At 51.7% G+C, this 16110-nt stretch carries 9 protein-coding genes; 5 read left to right on the top strand and 4 right to left on the bottom strand.

Translation table 11 applies throughout. The features are described from left to right. The first annotated feature begins 300 nt into the window (after positions 1 to 300). From dapF to B9Y58_RS06775, 4 genes are all read left to right on the top strand, one after another. On the top strand, positions 301 to 1194 hold the full coding sequence (dapF, locus tag B9Y58_RS06790) for a diaminopimelate epimerase (RefSeq protein WP_073055024.1): 894 nt from the start codon (positions 301 to 303) through the stop codon (positions 1192 to 1194). 126 nt (positions 1195 to 1320) lie between these two features. Continuing rightward, positions 1321 to 2529 carry an LL-diaminopimelate aminotransferase gene (locus B9Y58_RS06785; RefSeq protein ID WP_073322369.1) on the top strand — a complete coding sequence of 403 codons (1209 nt, stop codon included), beginning with the start codon at positions 1321 to 1323 and terminating at the stop codon, positions 2527 to 2529. Positions 2530 to 2556: 27 nt separating this feature from the next. Then, a complete protein-coding gene (locus B9Y58_RS06780) occupies positions 2557 to 4077 on the top strand; it encodes a sigma 54-interacting transcriptional regulator (RefSeq protein ID WP_234989100.1) in 1521 nt (506 codons plus the stop codon). A 29-nt stretch (positions 4078 to 4106) separates the two neighbouring features. After that, complete coding sequence (locus B9Y58_RS06775) at positions 4107 to 6065, top strand: NAD(+) synthase (RefSeq protein ID WP_085534859.1); 1959 nt, start codon at positions 4107 to 4109, stop codon at positions 6063 to 6065. A gap of 15 nt (positions 6066 to 6080) precedes the next feature. On the opposite strand, the gene B9Y58_RS06770 is transcribed toward B9Y58_RS06775, so the two are convergent. The 4 genes from B9Y58_RS06770 to hflX form a co-directional block, all read right to left on the bottom strand. Next, complete coding sequence (locus B9Y58_RS06770) at positions 6081 to 7847, bottom strand: PA14 domain-containing protein (protein ID WP_073055032.1); 1767 nt, start codon at positions 7845 to 7847, stop codon at positions 6081 to 6083. 159 nt (positions 7848 to 8006) lie between these two features. Then, the gene (locus B9Y58_RS06765; protein WP_073055034.1) at positions 8007 to 10553 is read right to left on the bottom strand and encodes a DNA gyrase/topoisomerase IV subunit A; all 2547 of its coding nucleotides are present in this window, start codon (positions 10551 to 10553) and stop codon (positions 8007 to 8009) included. Positions 10554 to 10663: 110 nt separating this feature from the next. Beyond that, a complete protein-coding gene (locus B9Y58_RS06760) occupies positions 10664 to 12217 on the bottom strand; it encodes a hypothetical protein (RefSeq protein WP_109639716.1) in 1554 nt (517 codons plus the stop codon). 76 nt (positions 12218 to 12293) lie between these two features. Continuing rightward, entirely contained in the window at positions 12294 to 13466 is a 1173-nt protein-coding gene (gene hflX, locus B9Y58_RS06750) for a GTPase HflX (RefSeq protein WP_073055040.1), read from the bottom strand. Positions 13467 to 13523: 57 nt separating this feature from the next. Between hflX and B9Y58_RS06745 the strand changes: the two genes are divergently transcribed. Further along, positions 13524 to 16100 (top strand): ATP-binding response regulator, encoded by a 2577-nt coding sequence (locus B9Y58_RS06745; RefSeq protein ID WP_085534858.1) that lies wholly within the window; start codon positions 13524 to 13526, stop codon positions 16098 to 16100. Positions 16101 to 16110: the final 10 nt, after the last annotated feature.

Genomic DNA, 16110 nt, shown 5'->3' with positions numbered 1-16110 from the left:
AACGTGAACGAAATTTAGGATATAAATTTATATCCGTCAATTGGTTTGTTGAAGGTGTATCTATTCTATATACGCCAAAATGCCGATAAATATGATTTTTTGAGACTTTTATTTTGTAGTTGCATTTTACATAAAATGTAAAAGAACGCTGTCTGTTTTACATAATCTGTAATATTTCAGAATTTTGTTTTTGCTGAAATTTAGATAAAATTGGCGTTTTTAGCGTGGTTTAACAATTTTTGTAAAGTTGGCATATTTTTTGCAAATGGGGGCGTGGAAAATTATAAAGAGAACTGAATTATGCCAATTAATTTTTCAAAATGGACCGGGTTGGGCAACGATTTCGTGCTTTATGAACCGGGGCAGACGCCGGAATATGGCGCCGCTTTTACAGGAAGGGTAATTAAGCTTTGTGACCGTCGCTTCGGTATCGGTGCTGATGGTGTGGTGATTGTAACGCCGATGGATAAGGACGGTTGCCTGGTGCTGGGCGATACGGGCGTCGGTGCCAGCGTGGGGCCTGCTGCGAAATCCGTGCCGAACGGTGTCGATTTCGAAATGCGCATCTTTAATGCCGATGGGAGCGAAGCGGCCATGTGTGGTAATGCGACGCGTTGTGTGGCGAAGTACATCCGCAGCCGCGGTCTTGCAAAAGACGCAAATACGAAGGTCTTCAATTTACATACCAAGAGCGGCCTGGTGAAGCCAGCGCTTTTAGACGATGGTCGCGTGTGCGTGGATATGGGCCTTCCGAGAAACTTCTTGGGCTCGATCAAGCTCACGGCCGACAGCTTCGACTTTACCGCCGAGACGGTCTCGATGGGAAATCCGCACGCGGTGATTTTCGTGGATGACATCGAAAAAATTCAGCTGGAAAAGTGGGGAAGCATTCTAGAAGTGGACAAGCAGTTCCCTGACCGCTGCAACATTGAATTTGCCCAGGTGATTCCCGCTGCGGGAGCGGCGCCCACCCAAATCCGCATGCGGGTTTGGGAACGGGGTTGCGGAGTCACCATGGCCTGCGGCACCGGCAGTTGCGCAACCCTCGTTGCGGCCCAGCGCACGGGCCGCGTGGGCGTTGAAGCCGACGTAATCCTCGACGGCGGTGTTCTCCACATCAAGCACGAAGAAGGTGGCCCCGTCCTGATGACCGGTCCCGCAGAAGAAGTATTTAGAGGAGTAATTGAGGCGTGAGGTCGCTCGTAAACTCGCTTTGAGGACGGGCTTCGCCCTCTGAGCATCGAGAAAGACTATTCAAAACTTCACATCCCACACTGTTAATCACTGTCTACTTCCAACTTCCTACTTCCTACTAACACTATGAATTCATCTATCCTCAACACCAACTACGACTTGCTGCCAGGCAGCTACCTTTTCTCGACTATCGCCCAGAAAATCAAGGAATATCAGGCGAAAAAGCCCGATGCCGACATTATCCGACTGGGTATCGGCGATGTGACCACACCCTTAATCCCGGAAGTCATCAAGGCTATGCACAAGGCTGTGGACGAAATGGCCGAAAAGGGAACGTTCCGCGGTTACGGCCCCGAGCAGGGTTACGACTTTTTGCGGGAGGCAATCGTGCGTGGCGAATACACCGCCCGTGGCATCGAAATGGACCCGGATGACATCTTCGTGAGCGATGGTTCCAAGTGCGATGTGGCAAACATTCAGGAGCTTTTTACAGAAAATGTGAAGATTGCGATTCCGGACCCGGTTTATCCGGTCTATCTGGACTCCAACGTGATGGCTGGCCGTGCAGGCGTTTTGCAAAGTGACGGACATTTTTCTAAGGTGACCTACCTTGCATCGACTGCCGAAAACAATTTCCAGCCGGATTTGCCAAAGGAACCGGTGCAGCTGATTTACCTTTGCAGCCCGAACAACCCCACGGGTACAGTCCTTAGCCGCGAAACTTTGCAGAAGTTCGTCAACTACGCAAACGAAAACGGAGCATTGATTCTGTTCGACGGCGCCTATAACTGCTACATCCAGGACGAAACCTTGCCGCATTCCATTTTCGAAATTCCGGGTGCGCGCACGTGCGCCATTGAATTCCGCAGCTTCAGCAAGACGGCCGGCTTTACGGGCGTGCGCTGCGCCTATACGGTGATTCCGCACGAACTTTCTAAACTCCGTGCCATGTGGAACCGCAGACAGTGCACCAAGTTCAACGGCGTAAGCTACGTGACCCAGCGTGCCGCCGAGGCGATCTATTCGCCGGTGGGCTGGTTGCAGACAAAAGAAGTCATTGCGGGATACATGCGTACCGCAGGCGTAATCCGCAAGGAACTGACCGCTGCAGGTTACACGGTGTTCGGCGGCGAACATGCCCCGTACATCTGGTGGAAAATCGCAGACGGCGAAAAATCCTTCGATTTCTTTGACCGCCTGCTTGCCACCTGCGAAGTCGTGGGTACTCCGGGTAGCGGCTTTGGCCCCTGCGGCGAAGGATACTTCCGTCTGACCGCCTTCGGTGACTACGAACGCACCTGCGAAGCCCTTAGGAGAATCAGGGAAAAACTTTAACCCCTAACCAATTACTATCTTATGTCCATGCCGTCCCCAATAGGATCCGAAATTTCTGTCATCCAGAAGATCAGCGTCGCGATTATTCACGAACGCAATGTGGAAAAGTTGCTGGAAAACGTCCTTGGCATTCTGGAATCCGAACTTGGCATGTTGCGCGGAACGTTCGCGCTTCTGTTCGGTGACACTCTTAAGATTGAAGCTTCCCGCGGGCTCGATGAATCGGAAAAGCAAAAAGGCCTTTACCGTATGGGTGAAGGCATTACGGGCCATGTCGCAGAACGCGGTATTAGCCATGTGATTCCGGACCTGCGCAAAGATTCCCGCTTCTTGAACCGCACGGGTAGCCGCCATTATGACTCCCAGGTGGCGTTTATTTGCGTGCCCCTGATTCACGACGGTCAGGTTATCGGAACGCTCTCGATTGACCGCCCGGTAGACGGCTCTACGGACTTGGACCGCGACGTGGCGCTCCTTGAAATTATTGCGAACATCACGGGCGATGCGGCCAACGAATGCATTGAATTGCACAACGAACACGAAGCCATGCTCGAAGAAAACCGCAAGCTTCGTGACATGCTTTCGAACAACCCCGGCGAACTGGTGGGTAACTGCCGCGAAATGCAGCAGATTTACGAACAGGTGCGTCAGGTGGCCCCGAGCGATGCGACAGTCTTGATTCGCGGCGGTAGCGGTACGGGTAAGGAAATGATCGCCCGTGCGATTGTGAATTTGTCTGCAAGAAAGGATAAGCCTTTTATTACGCTCAACTGCGCAGCACTCCCCGAAAACCTGGTAGAAAGCGAACTTTTCGGTCACGAGAAGGGCGCCTTTACGGGTGCGGTGAACCGCCGCATTGGCCGTGCCGAAGCCGCCGACGGGGGAACGCTTTTCCTCGATGAAATTGGCGACCTTACGATGCAAACTCAGGTGAAACTGTTGCGCTTCTTGCAGGAGCGCACCTTTAGCCGTGTGGGCAGCAACGAAGAACTTCATTCCGATGTGCGTTTTTTGGCGGCCACGAGCCGTAATCTGGAAGAACTGATTGCGCAGGGTAAGTTCCGCGAAGACTTGTTCTACCGCCTGAACATTTTCCCGATTACCATGCCGGATCTTGCGAAGCGTAAGTCCGACATCATCTTGCTCGCGGAACATTTCATCGAAAAGATGAATCTTCGCTACAACAAGAAGATTGTGCGCCTCTCGACGACGGCCATCAACTTGCTCATGAGTTACCATTGGCCGGGTAACGTGCGTGAACTGGAAAACAGCATGGAACGCGCGGTGCTTACCGCAAGCGACGACTGCATTCACAGCTACAACTTGCCGCCTTCGCTGCAGACGAGCCTTAGCGTAGGGCCTACAGGTGCTGTGACGGCCAAGACCGCTCCGCTCGAAGTGATGATGAACAATTACGAACGCGAAATCATTACCGAGGCTATCAAGCGCAATAACGGTAACCTTTCTGCCGCGGGCCGCGACTTGGGCGTGTCTCCGCGCATGATGAATTACCGCATGAACAAGCTCGGAATCAAGTCCGGCCGTTGACAGGGGCCAAACTAATCTATATTTAGGTTATGTTTGGATTTTACCGATTCGCATCTGTTTGCCCGACGCTGAAAGTCGCCGATACCGCCTACAATACGGCTGAAATTATCCGTTGCGCCCGCGAGGCGATTGACGGGGGAGCGGCTTTTGTCGTGTTCCCCGAACTCTGCATTACGGGGTACACCTGCAGCGACCTGTTCCATCAGGAGCTGTTGCTTAAAAAGAGCCTGGAATCGCTTTCGGAGATTGCGAAGGCTTTTGCGGATAGCGATACGGTGATTGCGGTGGGGCTTCCGCTTAGAATGTTTGGTTGCCTTTACAACTGCGCCGCATTCTTGCAGCGTGGCAAGCTTGTGGCGGTGACGCCCAAGATTCATTTGCCGAATCAGCGCGAGTTCTACGAAAAACGTCATTTCTCGAGTGGCCGCGATTTGTTGCGCGGCGGTGCGGCAGGGGCTGCGCCGGTTTGCCGTGTCGAAGGCTTTGGCGATGTGCCGGTGACGAACTTCTTTACGGTTGCCGGAAAGTCTGGCTCTGAAGTTCGCGTGGGCGTGGAACTTTGCGAAGACTTGTGGACGGCGGTGCCGCCGAGTGGCGAGCTTGCCCTGGCCGGTGCGAACGTGATTGTGAACCTGTCGGCAAGCGATGCCCTGGTGGGCAAGCGCGATTACCGCCGCAACCTGGTGATGAACCAGTCGGCTCGCTGCATGGCGGCCTACATTTATTCGTCGGCTGGTGTGCATGAATCGACGACGGACATGGTCTTTAGCGGGCACTTGATGATTGCTGAGAACGGTAGCATGATTGCCGAAAGCAAGCCGTTCAGCCGCGAATCTGAAATTATTTACGCAGACGTGGATGTGGAACGTCTGAACATGCAGCGCTTGAGCGAAGGTTCGTTCCAGGATTTCGACAGTCGCGGCTTCTATGCGCGCGCGGCGAGTTTCGCTTGTCTGCGTTCGATTGATAGCCTCAAGTACCGCTTTGTGGCGCCGATGCCGTTTGTGCCGGGGAACATCGAAACTCGCGACAAGTCCTGCACCGAGATTTTCAATATCCAATGCGCAGGACTTGCGAAGCGACTCGAAGCGTCGCATTCTGCGCGCGCGGTGATTGGCCTTAGCGGCGGTTTGGATTCTACGCTTGCCTTGCTCGTGGTCGCAGAAACATTCAAGCTCCTGAAGCGCCCTGCTTCTGAAATCTTGGTGCTTACGATGCCCGGATTCGGTACGACCAAGCGCACCAAGAATAACGCCGTCACGATGGCGGAACTCTTGGGTGTAGAATTGCGCACGGTCGACATCCAGAAGGCTTGCCTGCAGCATTTTGCTGATATCGGACATGACCCGAAGACGCTCAATGTGACTTACGAAAACGTGCAGGCCCGCGAACGCACGCAGATTCTGATGGATATCGCGAACAGCGTGGGCGGAATCGTTATCGGAACAGGCGACCTTTCTGAAATCGCACTCGGCTGGAGCACTTATAACGCTGACCATATGTCCATGTATGCGGTGAACTGCGACATTCCGAAAACGCTCGTGCGCCATGTGGTGGGCTGGTATGCGGACCATGCCAAAAGCTTTACCGCCGACAAGAAGACGGCAAAAGAACTTGCCGATGTGCTTCGCGATATCTTGGACACGCCCGTGTCGCCGGAACTTTTGCCCGCCGATTCTAACGGACAGATTGCGCAGAAGACGGAAAGTATCTTGGGCGCCTACGAAATCCACGACTTCTATCTGTACCATTTCGCAAAGTACGGCGCCGCTCCGCAAAAGCTCCTGTTCCTCGCGAAGTATGCCTTTGCCGGCAAGTTCAGCGACGAAGAACTGGAAAAGGCCTTAGCCGTATTCGTGCGCAGGTTCTTTACGCAACAGTTCAAGCGCAGCTGCATTCCTGACGGCCCGAAAGTCGGTACAATTTCTCTGTCACCCCGCGCCGACTGGCGCATGCCCAGCGATTCAAGTTTCAGCGACTGGATGTAAGTTTAAATTCCTGCATTAAGGTGTAAAACGCACCTTGTATTTGGTATAGCCTTGCGGAATAACCTTTCCCATGGCATCACGAACGTTTTCTTTTGTGTTCTTGTGCTGCTTTGCATAGTTTCGCTTTAAAGAAGTCAATTTCTCGTTCGTAAAGGTCTGCATCGGGTCGCCAATCATGGCCTCTGCATAGAACCAGTCGTAAATAGCTTCTTTGGGATAGTAGCGGTTGCGTTTCATTCGTTCGTTTAACCAACGTCTAAATGCTTCGCCAATCCACATGCCTTCGGCTGCGTATTCGTACATCAGGTCGTCTAACTGATTGTCGCCGCTTGTCTTTGTTGCTCCGACCGAAACAAGGCCACCGCCAGTTGTTCCGAACAGGTGTGCTGAACCCACTGATGTACTGTAAGTTTGGGCGTAAACGACATCGTAGGCGAGCAACGGACTGCAAGAGGCAAAATGAAACATTCTTGGTCCGACTGGCATGGGGTAGCGAACATCTTTGGCGTTGAATCCAAGTGCGAGTCCGAGTGGATCGCCATGGCCGACATAGATTGACCAATCGTATTCTTTGGCAATAGATTGAACATATGTCAGGGAATCCGCCTCGATGACATCGAGTGCAGAACGGCCGTACATTGCCGAAAGCCCGCGAATAAACTTGTAGTTTGATTCTTCAGTCGTGTCGGTCCCAGGAACCATGAAGTAGGCGGCCTTGCCGTAGTTTGTATTTTTCTCATAGCTGGCATGGACTTTTTGGAACCATTTTAAAAGAAGGTCTTTGGGGCTTCCGAGCAAACCTGCTGTATAGGGGTCGATGCGTGATACCCAAATTTCGAGAGAATCTGTTACTTCGCCTGATTTGGAATAGTGCCCGTCATAGATTCCGTTGTCCTGGCCGCTTACCCAACCGGTGGGTTCGCCTGAATATTCTTCGGCTTTTTCTTTCAGACCGATATTGCCGTAGAATGTTGCTTGTAGGCCCTCTTTCAAGGGTGAAACGTCGTAGAACCATACGTCATCAGGAACTATTTCCCATTTGCCTCCGTTCCATTTCCAATAAAGCGTGGCGTTTGAACCGCCATATTCTTCTTCGTATTCCATGGTAAATGCATAAAGGCTATCTTTTTGCATTTCTCTTGCACCTAGGTACGGTATGTCCCAGTCGGGGAGCCATGCGTCAATGACAAGGGTGTCGCCAATGAAAATACGGCGTGCATTGTCCGCAATGACTTTGAGCGAGCAAAGTCCCGTCTGTGGAGATTTTAAAAAGCCTTCCAATTTCATGGAGAAAGAATCAGCAGGAACGCCTGGTACGGGAGAGCTACTGCCGAAATCAAAGTTAGGGCTGGGGAGAATTTTCTCGGTAATCTTGCCTCCGCTCATGCCGAACCAGCCGGATGCGGTGTCTTTCCATACGCCGTCAAGGTCCATGAAAAAGAAATCGGAATTCCAGCGCTGGTATCTAAATCCGTCAATGTTCCATTGCGGATATTCGAACTGAGCTCGCGGCAGGTCACCTACAAAAATAGCGCCTTTGAGTCCGTCTTTGTTTTTGACAAGCACGCTCTTCAAGTATTCGGGGGTACTACCGATTTTTGCGGCAGGAAACGATTCAATCTTGACGTTAACCCCACGCGCTTTTTCGATGTCGCTCGCGTATGTTTTGACGGCTTCTTTGACAGAAGAATCCTTCCATAGAATATCGTCAACGACAATCAGTACGTTGGCATTGCATGCAACTGCCAAAAATAGGCTCAGGAATGTTAATATGTAACGCATAAATCCTCCTAGGTTGAATATAACATAATAAAAAAATGCCCCCAGAACAAGTCCGGGGTGACTAATAAAGGGAAATCCCGGCTTCCCCGTTCCGAGGACCATATCCACTAAGCAGCAAAGCTGCAAGTGGCTATTGGCAAGGCCGGGATGACATCGGGCTTAGTCAAAGAGTTCCGGGTCGGATTCGTCGGAGCCTTCGTCTTCGCTAGAGCCGTCGTCGAAACTGTCGGGCGGGGTAATTCGGGTAGCGCGCTTCACCTTCTTGGCGGTGAACTTGCTGCCCAAAGCCTTGTAGCCCTTGACTTCGGCGACTTCGGTGAGGTCCAGTTCTTCCTTCTGGACTTCGCGACCCACCTGGTATTCCATGAGTTCGCGAGCGTCATCGGTGGCGAAGAATTCAATCATCTGCGTATCCTTGTGGTCAGACACGAGGCTGAATTCCGTGGTCATGGGGCAGCCTTCCAAGTTGAATCGCTTCACCATGTAGTTGAAGTTGCCACCTTCGAAGTAGAGGATTGTGAAGACCTGTTCCGGATCGAACTTGTGGATGTACTTGACACCGGTACCCACGAGAATCGGGTCGGCCATGTCGTGCACGCGGGCGGTACCGTTTTCCTTGACAATCAGGATCTTGTCCTTTTCGCCGAATTCGCCGATGCGGTCGCCCTTCTTCTGGGTGCTGATGATGCCGGCGAGGGCGTCAAAGTAGAGAACGCGGGCGCCCAAGGTGCTTACACCCTTGCGGACGCGCTTGATGCTCTTGACCGGGTACTTGGTCACAATGTTACCCATGGCGCCACGGCCCTTCACGTCGATGGTGCTGAAATCCACCTCGAAGTTGAGCTTGGTGCGCGGACGCGGCTTGAGCGTGACTTCTACGACTTCGGCTTCGCCGTTCAGGTTGCTGGACATGTACAGAATCTTGCTGCCGGGCTTGCCCTTACCCATGAAGTAATCCTTGTCGCGGGTAACGCCACCCACGTTGAATCGCTTGATGTAGTAGGCGCCGTCCTTGCCGTCCTGGTGAATCACGTTATAAATGTGGCGGTCGTCGTCCTTCTTGAACTTTTCGACGAGCAAGATGTTTTTGCCCACGAAGTCCTTGTCGCTGACCTTGACGACCTTGAAGCTGCCGTCGGCCTTGAACACAATCAGGTCGTCGTATTCGGACACGTCGAAGAGGTATTCTTCCTTCTTCATGCCGGTGCCGAGGAAGCCTTCCTTGCGGTTTACGTAAAGCTTCTGGTTCGCGAGAGCCACGTGCACGGCTTCCACCTTGCCGAATTCCGCAATCTGCGTGCGGCGTTCCTTGCCTTCGCCGTACTTCTTCAAGATGTTCTTGAAGTGCTCGATGGTGTATTCGGTAATGTGTTCCTGGTTGTACTTGCAGGTTGCGATGCTTTCTTCGAGTTCGCGCAAAAGCTGGTCGGCCTTTTCACGGTCGTAATGGCTGATGCGGCGGATCGGAATTTCGATGAGCTTGCCGATTTCTTCGTCAGTGACTTCTTTGCGGTGCAGGCGCTTGAGGTAAGGAGTGAGTCCTTCGCGCACGAGGCTGATAATCTGTTCGCGGTCTTTTGCCTTCTTGATGACCTCGTAGACTTCCTTTTCGATGAAAATCTTTTCGAGGGTGGTCATGTGCCACTTGTCTTCGAGGTGCTTGAGTTCGTTGGCGAGTTCCCATTCCAAAAGCTTGACCGTGTGCTCCGTGTTCATGCGCAGAATGTCGGAGACGCCGAGGAATTTCGGGTGCTTGTCGACAATCACGCAGGTGCAGGGCGAAATGGACTTTTCGCAGTCGGTAAAGGTATAGAGGGCGTCGATGGCGACCTGCGGGTCGGTGCCCGGCTGCAGGTGCACGAGGATTTCGACTTCTTTACTCGTGTTGTCGTCTACGTGCTTGATCTTGATTTTACCCTTGTCGTTTGCCTTCACGATGCTTTCGATCAGGCTTACGGTGGTGGTGCCGTAGGGAATTTCGCGGATGGCGAGCGTCTTGTTGTCGACTTTTTCAATCTTCGCGCGCACGCGGACCTTGCCGCCGCGCTGGCCGTCGTTGTAGTCGCTCACGTCGATGATGCCGCCCGTGAAGAAATCCGGGTACAGCGTAAACTTTTTGCCCTTCAGAATCGCAATGCTAGCTTCGCAGAGTTCGCGGAAGTTGTGGGGGAGGATCGAGGTCGAAAGACCCACGGCAATGCCGTCCACACCTTGGGCCAAGAGCAGCGGGAACTTGACCGGGAGGGTCACCGGTTCCTGGCTACGGCCGTCGTAGCTCGGGATCCATTCAGTGGTTTCGGGGTTGAATACGACATCGACAGCGAATGGCGTGAGGCGGCCTTCGATATAACGCGGTGCTGCGGCGCGGTCGCCCGTGAAGGGGTTACCCCAGTTACCCTGGGTGTCAATCAGCAAATTCTTCTGGCCGAGGCCCACGAGAGCATCGCCAATGGAGGCGTCGCCGTGCGGGTGGTAGGCCATGGTTCGACCGACGATGGTGGCCACCTTCTGGTAGCGTCCGTCGTGGTTTTCGAAAAGGGAATGCAGAATGCGGCGCTGCACCGGCTTAAGTCCGTCCTCATAGTAAGGAACGGCACGGTCCAAAATCACGTAGCTGGCGTAGTCCAGGAACCACCCGTCGTAGAGTTTTTCAAGGTGGTTCACGTTCGAAAGTCCAAGGGTCGAATCTTTAGTTTCTTCGCTCATATTCAAAAAAATGCTTTATAATTCGTGAAATTCAACTAACGGCTTACAATATAAAAAAAAGTAGTGTCAAAAAAATGACACTACTGCACAAAGGTGCAAAAGAAAGCCTGTTAGAAGCTGAACACAGTTTCAACACCGAACTTGAGGCTCGTATTTTCGCCGTAGTCTTCGGTGGAAACGGAGGCTTCGTGGCCGACCTTTTCCCAATCGTCACCCATGGGGAGAATGGCCATGACAAAGCTAGTGACGTCGAGACCATCGACCGGATTGAAGTAGAGGCGGGTGCCGAATTCAAGAGTGCCGAGATCGGTGTCGTCATCGAGAGAGTTGGTGTGCAATTCTCCCAACAGACCGACTGTAAAGGCGTCCGTCAGCTTGATGTCTCCTTCACCGTAGGCGAACATGTATTCAGGAATTTCCGTACCGTGAACGGTGGGGGCGTCATCGTCAAACAAGGCGTAGAAGAAACCGCCCTTGACTGTTACGTTGGCAACTTTGAAGGTGGGTTCTGCCAAGAAGGCGTGAGTGGCTTTGGGTTCGTCTTCGGTCAGGTTGTCGGCATGCAGGCCGTAAACGGCGTGTATGGCGAACGGTCCGAATTCAAGAGCGGCTTCCAAACCGGCGTGGAATTCATTGGCCTTGGCTTCCTGCCAGCTTTTGTAGTGGGCGAACGGACGCAGGGCCTGACCGGCAAAGTCAAACTGGTAGGCGACATGGGCATCGTAGCTCTTGCAGATATCGTTTACGGGCAGCGGATTGCCGTTGTCATCTAGTGCGATTCCGTTGCAAGAGGCATCGTCTTCGGCGGTGGTAAAGCCTAGTCCGAGCTGCAGACCGTAAAGGTCTAGTTCAAGGCCGCGAAGGTCGTGTTCTACCATGCCGGCGGCGTTGTAGGCAGGGTCGTCATACTTGTAGTAGTTGAAAGCGCCTTCTGCGAAGGCCAGGTCGCCGAACTTCAGTGCGAAATTTTCGTTTCTGGTGTACTTGACGAATGCGCCGTTGTAGTAGGCGCTCGGAGCGGTACCGCTACCGTCGGCTTCGATTTCGACCTGGGCAGACCACTGGTCGTTGAATTTGACTTCAAAGTCAACGTCAACCGTCGAGGCGAAACGATGATAGAGGTCTTTTTCGTCATCGTTACGCATACTGGCATAAGCGTCAAATTCGGCCTGGCCAGAAATCTTGAATTCAATGGCCTTCTTGGCTTCGGGGGCGGCGTCGGCCTTGGAGATGTTCAAACGGTCGACAAAAGAAGCGCCACTTGTTTCGGCTTTGGATTCTTCGGCTTTAGGTTTTTCGGCCTTGGCGACTTCTTCTTTCTTTTCAGGCTCCGCTGCGGGGGCGGCTTCGGCGGTCTTGGACTCTTCTACCTTGGCGGTCTCAGCGGGCTTTGTTTCTGTAGTGGGTTTTGCTTCTGCAGCCGGCTGGACAGCGGCTTGTTCCGCGGCTGTCTGTTCTGTGGCGGCCGGTTGTGCGGCGGTCTGTGCAGCAGTGGAGTCTGCTTTCGAGGCTTCAGCGGCAGGTGTTGCAGGAGCTGCGGCGGGTGCGGCAGCGGGAGATTCGGCTGCGGGGGCTGCGGCAGGAACTTCGGCTGGTGCAGTCTGTGCAATGGCGCCTGCGGCAGCGAGACTCAAAGCGATTGCAGAGAGTTTCATTGAATTCATGATATGCTCCTTTCAAGTGAATTATAATCGTTTTAAATATAGCTAGGAGTTTCTATTTCTGTGCGTGCAGAGAGGCTTATACCTCTTTCCAAGGGGCCTCGGAACGTTCTTTTTCACTTTTTTCGTGGGCTTCGCGCTTTTTGTGCCATTCGGCCAGTTGTTCCTTAAAGGCGGTGCGCAACAGTTCCATGCCGATATTTTCGCGGGCACTCACCTGGATTGCTTCGGGGTAGTTTTCGCGGAGTTCCGTGCGGCGGGCCTCATCGCAGACTTCGGCTTTGTTGAAGACGCGAATTCTTGGCGTTTCGGGGCTGATAATGCCTTCGAGCGTGTGGTGCGTGACTTCAAGGTGCTCGCGGTAATCGGGAGCGGAACCGTCAACGACTTCCAAGATGCAGTCGGCATGGGCCGCCACACCCAAAGTGCTTTTGAAAGTCTCAATTAAGTTGTGCGGAAGTTTACGAATAAAGCCCACGGTATCGGACAGAATGATGTTTTCGCCATCGAGGTAAAGCTTTCGGGTTGTACTGTCGAGTGTAGCGAATAGTTTGTCTTCTACATACACGTCGGCGTCGGTCAGACGGTTGGTTAGCGTGGACTTGCCTGCGTTGGTGTAGCCTACGATACCGATGTGGAAAATGTCGTTGCGGTTTTCGGCTTGGCTTTCTCTGGCATTTTCGATTTTTTCCAACTTCTTTTTGAGTTCCTGGATACGCTTACGAATCATTCGACGGTCGGTTTCCAGCTGGGTTTCGCCGGGACCCTTGGTGCCGATACCTCCGTTATGCTGGCGGCAAAGGTGTGTCCAGGCGCCAGTCAGGCGAGGCATCATGTATTGGAGTTGCGCTACTTCGACCATCAGGCGGCTTTCTGCGGTTACGGCATGTTTTGCGAAAATGTCGAGAATAAGTCCCGTGCGGTCGAGCACCTTGATTCCAGGGAGGCGCTGTTCCAAGTTTCGAACCTGGGAGCCCGAGAGATCATCATCGAACACGACCATTTTTGCGTCTAACTCTTCTAGAGCTCGTTTGACTTCATTGACTTTGCCTTCGCCAATGAGAGTTGCCGGGCTAAAGTTCTGCACTCGTTGCAAGAAACTTTGTACCACCTCGGCTCCTGCAGTCTCTGCAAGCCTTCCCAGTTCAGCCAATTGTTCAGTGGCAAGCCAGGATCGCACCTTGGGGGTCGATATTCCCACGAGTATGCAACGTTCTTTTTGAGGCTTGTGTTCTATGGTAAAATCTCTCATACGAGCTACATATTAGAAAATGTTTTTTTATAATTGCGATATACAATTTAAATAGTTATGAAAAAGATAAAGTTAAAACGTTTAATGCCACTGAACCCGGCAATCATTGTAGTGGCGGTTGCTGTGGTGGTGCTTGTGGTGGTGTATGCCCTTGGTGCGCGGGAATTCTATTTTAATCAAATTGAAGAGGCTGTTACCCAAGAAACTCAGCGCCTCTCCCTTGACTTGGGCAAAACGCTGAATTTCGGGAAAAGCAGCATTAAACTGGTGTCCCAATCGGTATCGAAGAAGATGGATGGACCGGAGCTTCGCAGGCCCGAGTCAGTCTTTCTTTCCATGAAGGATGATGTTCCTTTTTCAAAAATTGAATATATCCGTAAGGACGGTCTGAAACTATCTTACGATGACGAACCGGTGGATGTTTCCGAAAGCGAATTTTTCCGTCAGGGCATTCTGGGTAAATCGGGCATTTGGATCGACTATACCGGAAAAAAGTTCGGTGAAGCGCGAATCAACATATATACGCCCTTGTATTACGGCGATTCAGTGATTGGTGTGATTACGGGAATCCTTGGTGGAAAAAAGGATATTTCTCCCATGCTTCGTTATACGGTGAATGGTGAACAGACCATTGGCCTTTTGTGCGACAGGGAACTGACTCTTGTCGCCTCGAATGTTGTGGATTCTGATTATGGCGAGTCTTTTGAAATCCGTGCCCAGAAATTTTTCCCTCAAGAAATTGTCAACGTGATTAAGAAGAATGCCATGCTCAAGGAGCCCAAGGCATTTAGGGTAACCACGGAATTTGGATCTTCAATTGTCTGTATCATGTCCATTAACGAAGTGGGCTGGTTCGTGGTGCAGATGGTTCCGTATCATGTGCTGGCTAACGTAACAAAGGTTGTGGCGATCAAGGCCGTTTTAGCTTTGTTCTTTGTCGTATTGTTCTTTGCCATTTATTTCCATTCCATATTCCGCACGAACCGCCGCTTGCGAAACGAAATGGAAGGCAAACACCTGAATGTCATTAATGCGTTGACGGATTCCTATGGTAGTGCCTTTGTGATCGATTCAAGGACTGGTCAGAGCGAATGTTACAGCATTGACCCGATGGCATCTCGCTATATGCAAGATGCGTTCGAAAAAGCTCCTCATTACGACCAGCTTGCCTCTTTGTACGTGAATCGCATTGTTCTGCTCGAAGATCGCCCCTTGTTTGACAAGGTCGTGACTTTGGATCGCTTGAATCGCGAATTCATGAAACGTGACCGCTTTGAATTCATTTATCGTATTTCGAAGGACGGTGTAATCCATTACATGCAGATCCATTATGTAAAGCCTTCTAAGGATCGTCCCGAAATTGTCATGGGTATTAAGCTTATAGACGAATCCATGAATGCCGAACTGGAGAAGCGTAAGGAACTTAATGAACAGCGGGTGGCTCTTGTGAAGGCTCTTGACCGCGCCCAGCGTGCCGACAAGGCAAAATCGAATTTCTTGTTTAGTATCAGCCATGACATTCGAACTCCCATGAATGCCGTGCTGGGCTATGACACCTTGGCTCAAAGGTACATACAGAACTTGAATCTGACGGATTCGGAAACATCGTTGTTGAATTACTATTTGGGTAATATCCAATCTGCGGGAAAGCTTTTGCTGGATATGATCAATTCGGTCTTGAGTTTGACTTCTATCGAATCGGGCTACGACAAACTGGAAGAAACGCCTGTGCTGACTGCCGCGTTGACAGAAGACTTGGTGACTACATTCGAACAGACTGCAAGGCAGAAGAATATCATGCTGCAGATTGCTCGAAATATCAAGGCGCGCTGCATTTATGTGGATAAGGTGAAGTTCCACCAGATTCTAATGAATGTGGTGAGTAATGCTATCAAGTATACGCGTGGGGGAGGCTTGGTTCGAATCTCGATGCGAGACTTGCCTCACGAAAATCCGGAAATGTGCAACATCGAAATGGTGGTGGAAGATACCGGCGTGGGAATTTCTGAAGAATTCTTGCCGAGAGTGTTCGGCGCGTTTGAACGCGAACAGTCTGCCCTTACCCGCGGCATTGACGGTACCGGCCTTGGCCTAAGTATTGTGAAGAAACTGGTGGACATGATGCATGGCACGGTGAATATCACCAGCCGTGTGGGCGAAGGGACCCGTGTGGTAGTGGTAACGCCCCATCGAATCGCTGAAGACGATCCGGTTCAAGCTTTGCCTGAGGTGCAACCATTCAAGAGGAATCTTTCTGGAAAGAGCATCTTGATGGCAGATGACGATCCGCAGTCTTGTGAAATCGTATCGAACCTGCTGACGAGTCTAGGCGCCGAAATCGTTTGCGTCGAAAATGGCAATGAATGTTACCGTCAAGTGGACAGGTCGCCTGCAGGTTCCTTTGACTTGATTTTGATGGACTTGAAGATGCCCCGTGGTGATGGTTTCGAAACTACGGCGCTGATTCGCAAATTGGAAAATCCCCGCAAATCTCGCTTGCCAATCATTGCGTTGTCGGCAAGCGCCTTCGACGAAGAAAAAAAGGCCGCTTTTGAAGCGGGTGTTAATGGACATGTGGCAAAGCCCATTGATTTCGCTGAATTGCTGGATTCGATTGCGAAGTTAATCAAATAGAAGAATGGCC

The organism is Fibrobacter sp. UWB15 (genome assembly GCF_900177705.1).
Classification (GTDB): Bacteria; Fibrobacterota; Fibrobacteria; order Fibrobacterales; family Fibrobacteraceae; genus Fibrobacter.
Note: the sequence above shows the minus strand (reverse complement) of the source record. Positions and strands in the feature narration are given on the sequence as shown.

Excerpts from the sequence above, each read along its gene's own strand:
- B9Y58_RS06770 (WP_073055032.1), bottom strand. The coding sequence starts at position 7,847 with ATGCGTTACATATTAACATTCCTGAGCCTATTTTTGGCAGTTGCATGC.
- B9Y58_RS06745 (WP_085534858.1), top strand. The coding sequence starts at position 13,524 with ATGAAAAAGATAAAGTTAAAACGTTTAATGCCACTGAACCCGGCAATC.
- B9Y58_RS06765 (WP_073055034.1), bottom strand. The coding sequence starts at position 10,553 with ATGAGCGAAGAAACTAAAGATTCGACCCTTGGACTTTCGAACGTGAAC.
- dapF (WP_073055024.1), top strand. The coding sequence starts at position 301 with ATGCCAATTAATTTTTCAAAATGGACCGGGTTGGGCAACGATTTCGTG.
- B9Y58_RS06780 (WP_234989100.1), top strand. The coding sequence starts at position 2,557 with ATGCCGTCCCCAATAGGATCCGAAATTTCTGTCATCCAGAAGATCAGC.
- B9Y58_RS06785 (WP_073322369.1), top strand. The coding sequence starts at position 1,321 with ATGAATTCATCTATCCTCAACACCAACTACGACTTGCTGCCAGGCAGC.
- B9Y58_RS06775 (WP_085534859.1), top strand. The coding sequence starts at position 4,107 with ATGTTTGGATTTTACCGATTCGCATCTGTTTGCCCGACGCTGAAAGTC.
- B9Y58_RS06760 (WP_109639716.1), bottom strand. The coding sequence starts at position 12,217 with ATGAATTCAATGAAACTCTCTGCAATCGCTTTGAGTCTCGCTGCCGCA.
- hflX (WP_073055040.1), bottom strand. The coding sequence starts at position 13,466 with ATGAGAGATTTTACCATAGAACACAAGCCTCAAAAAGAACGTTGCATA.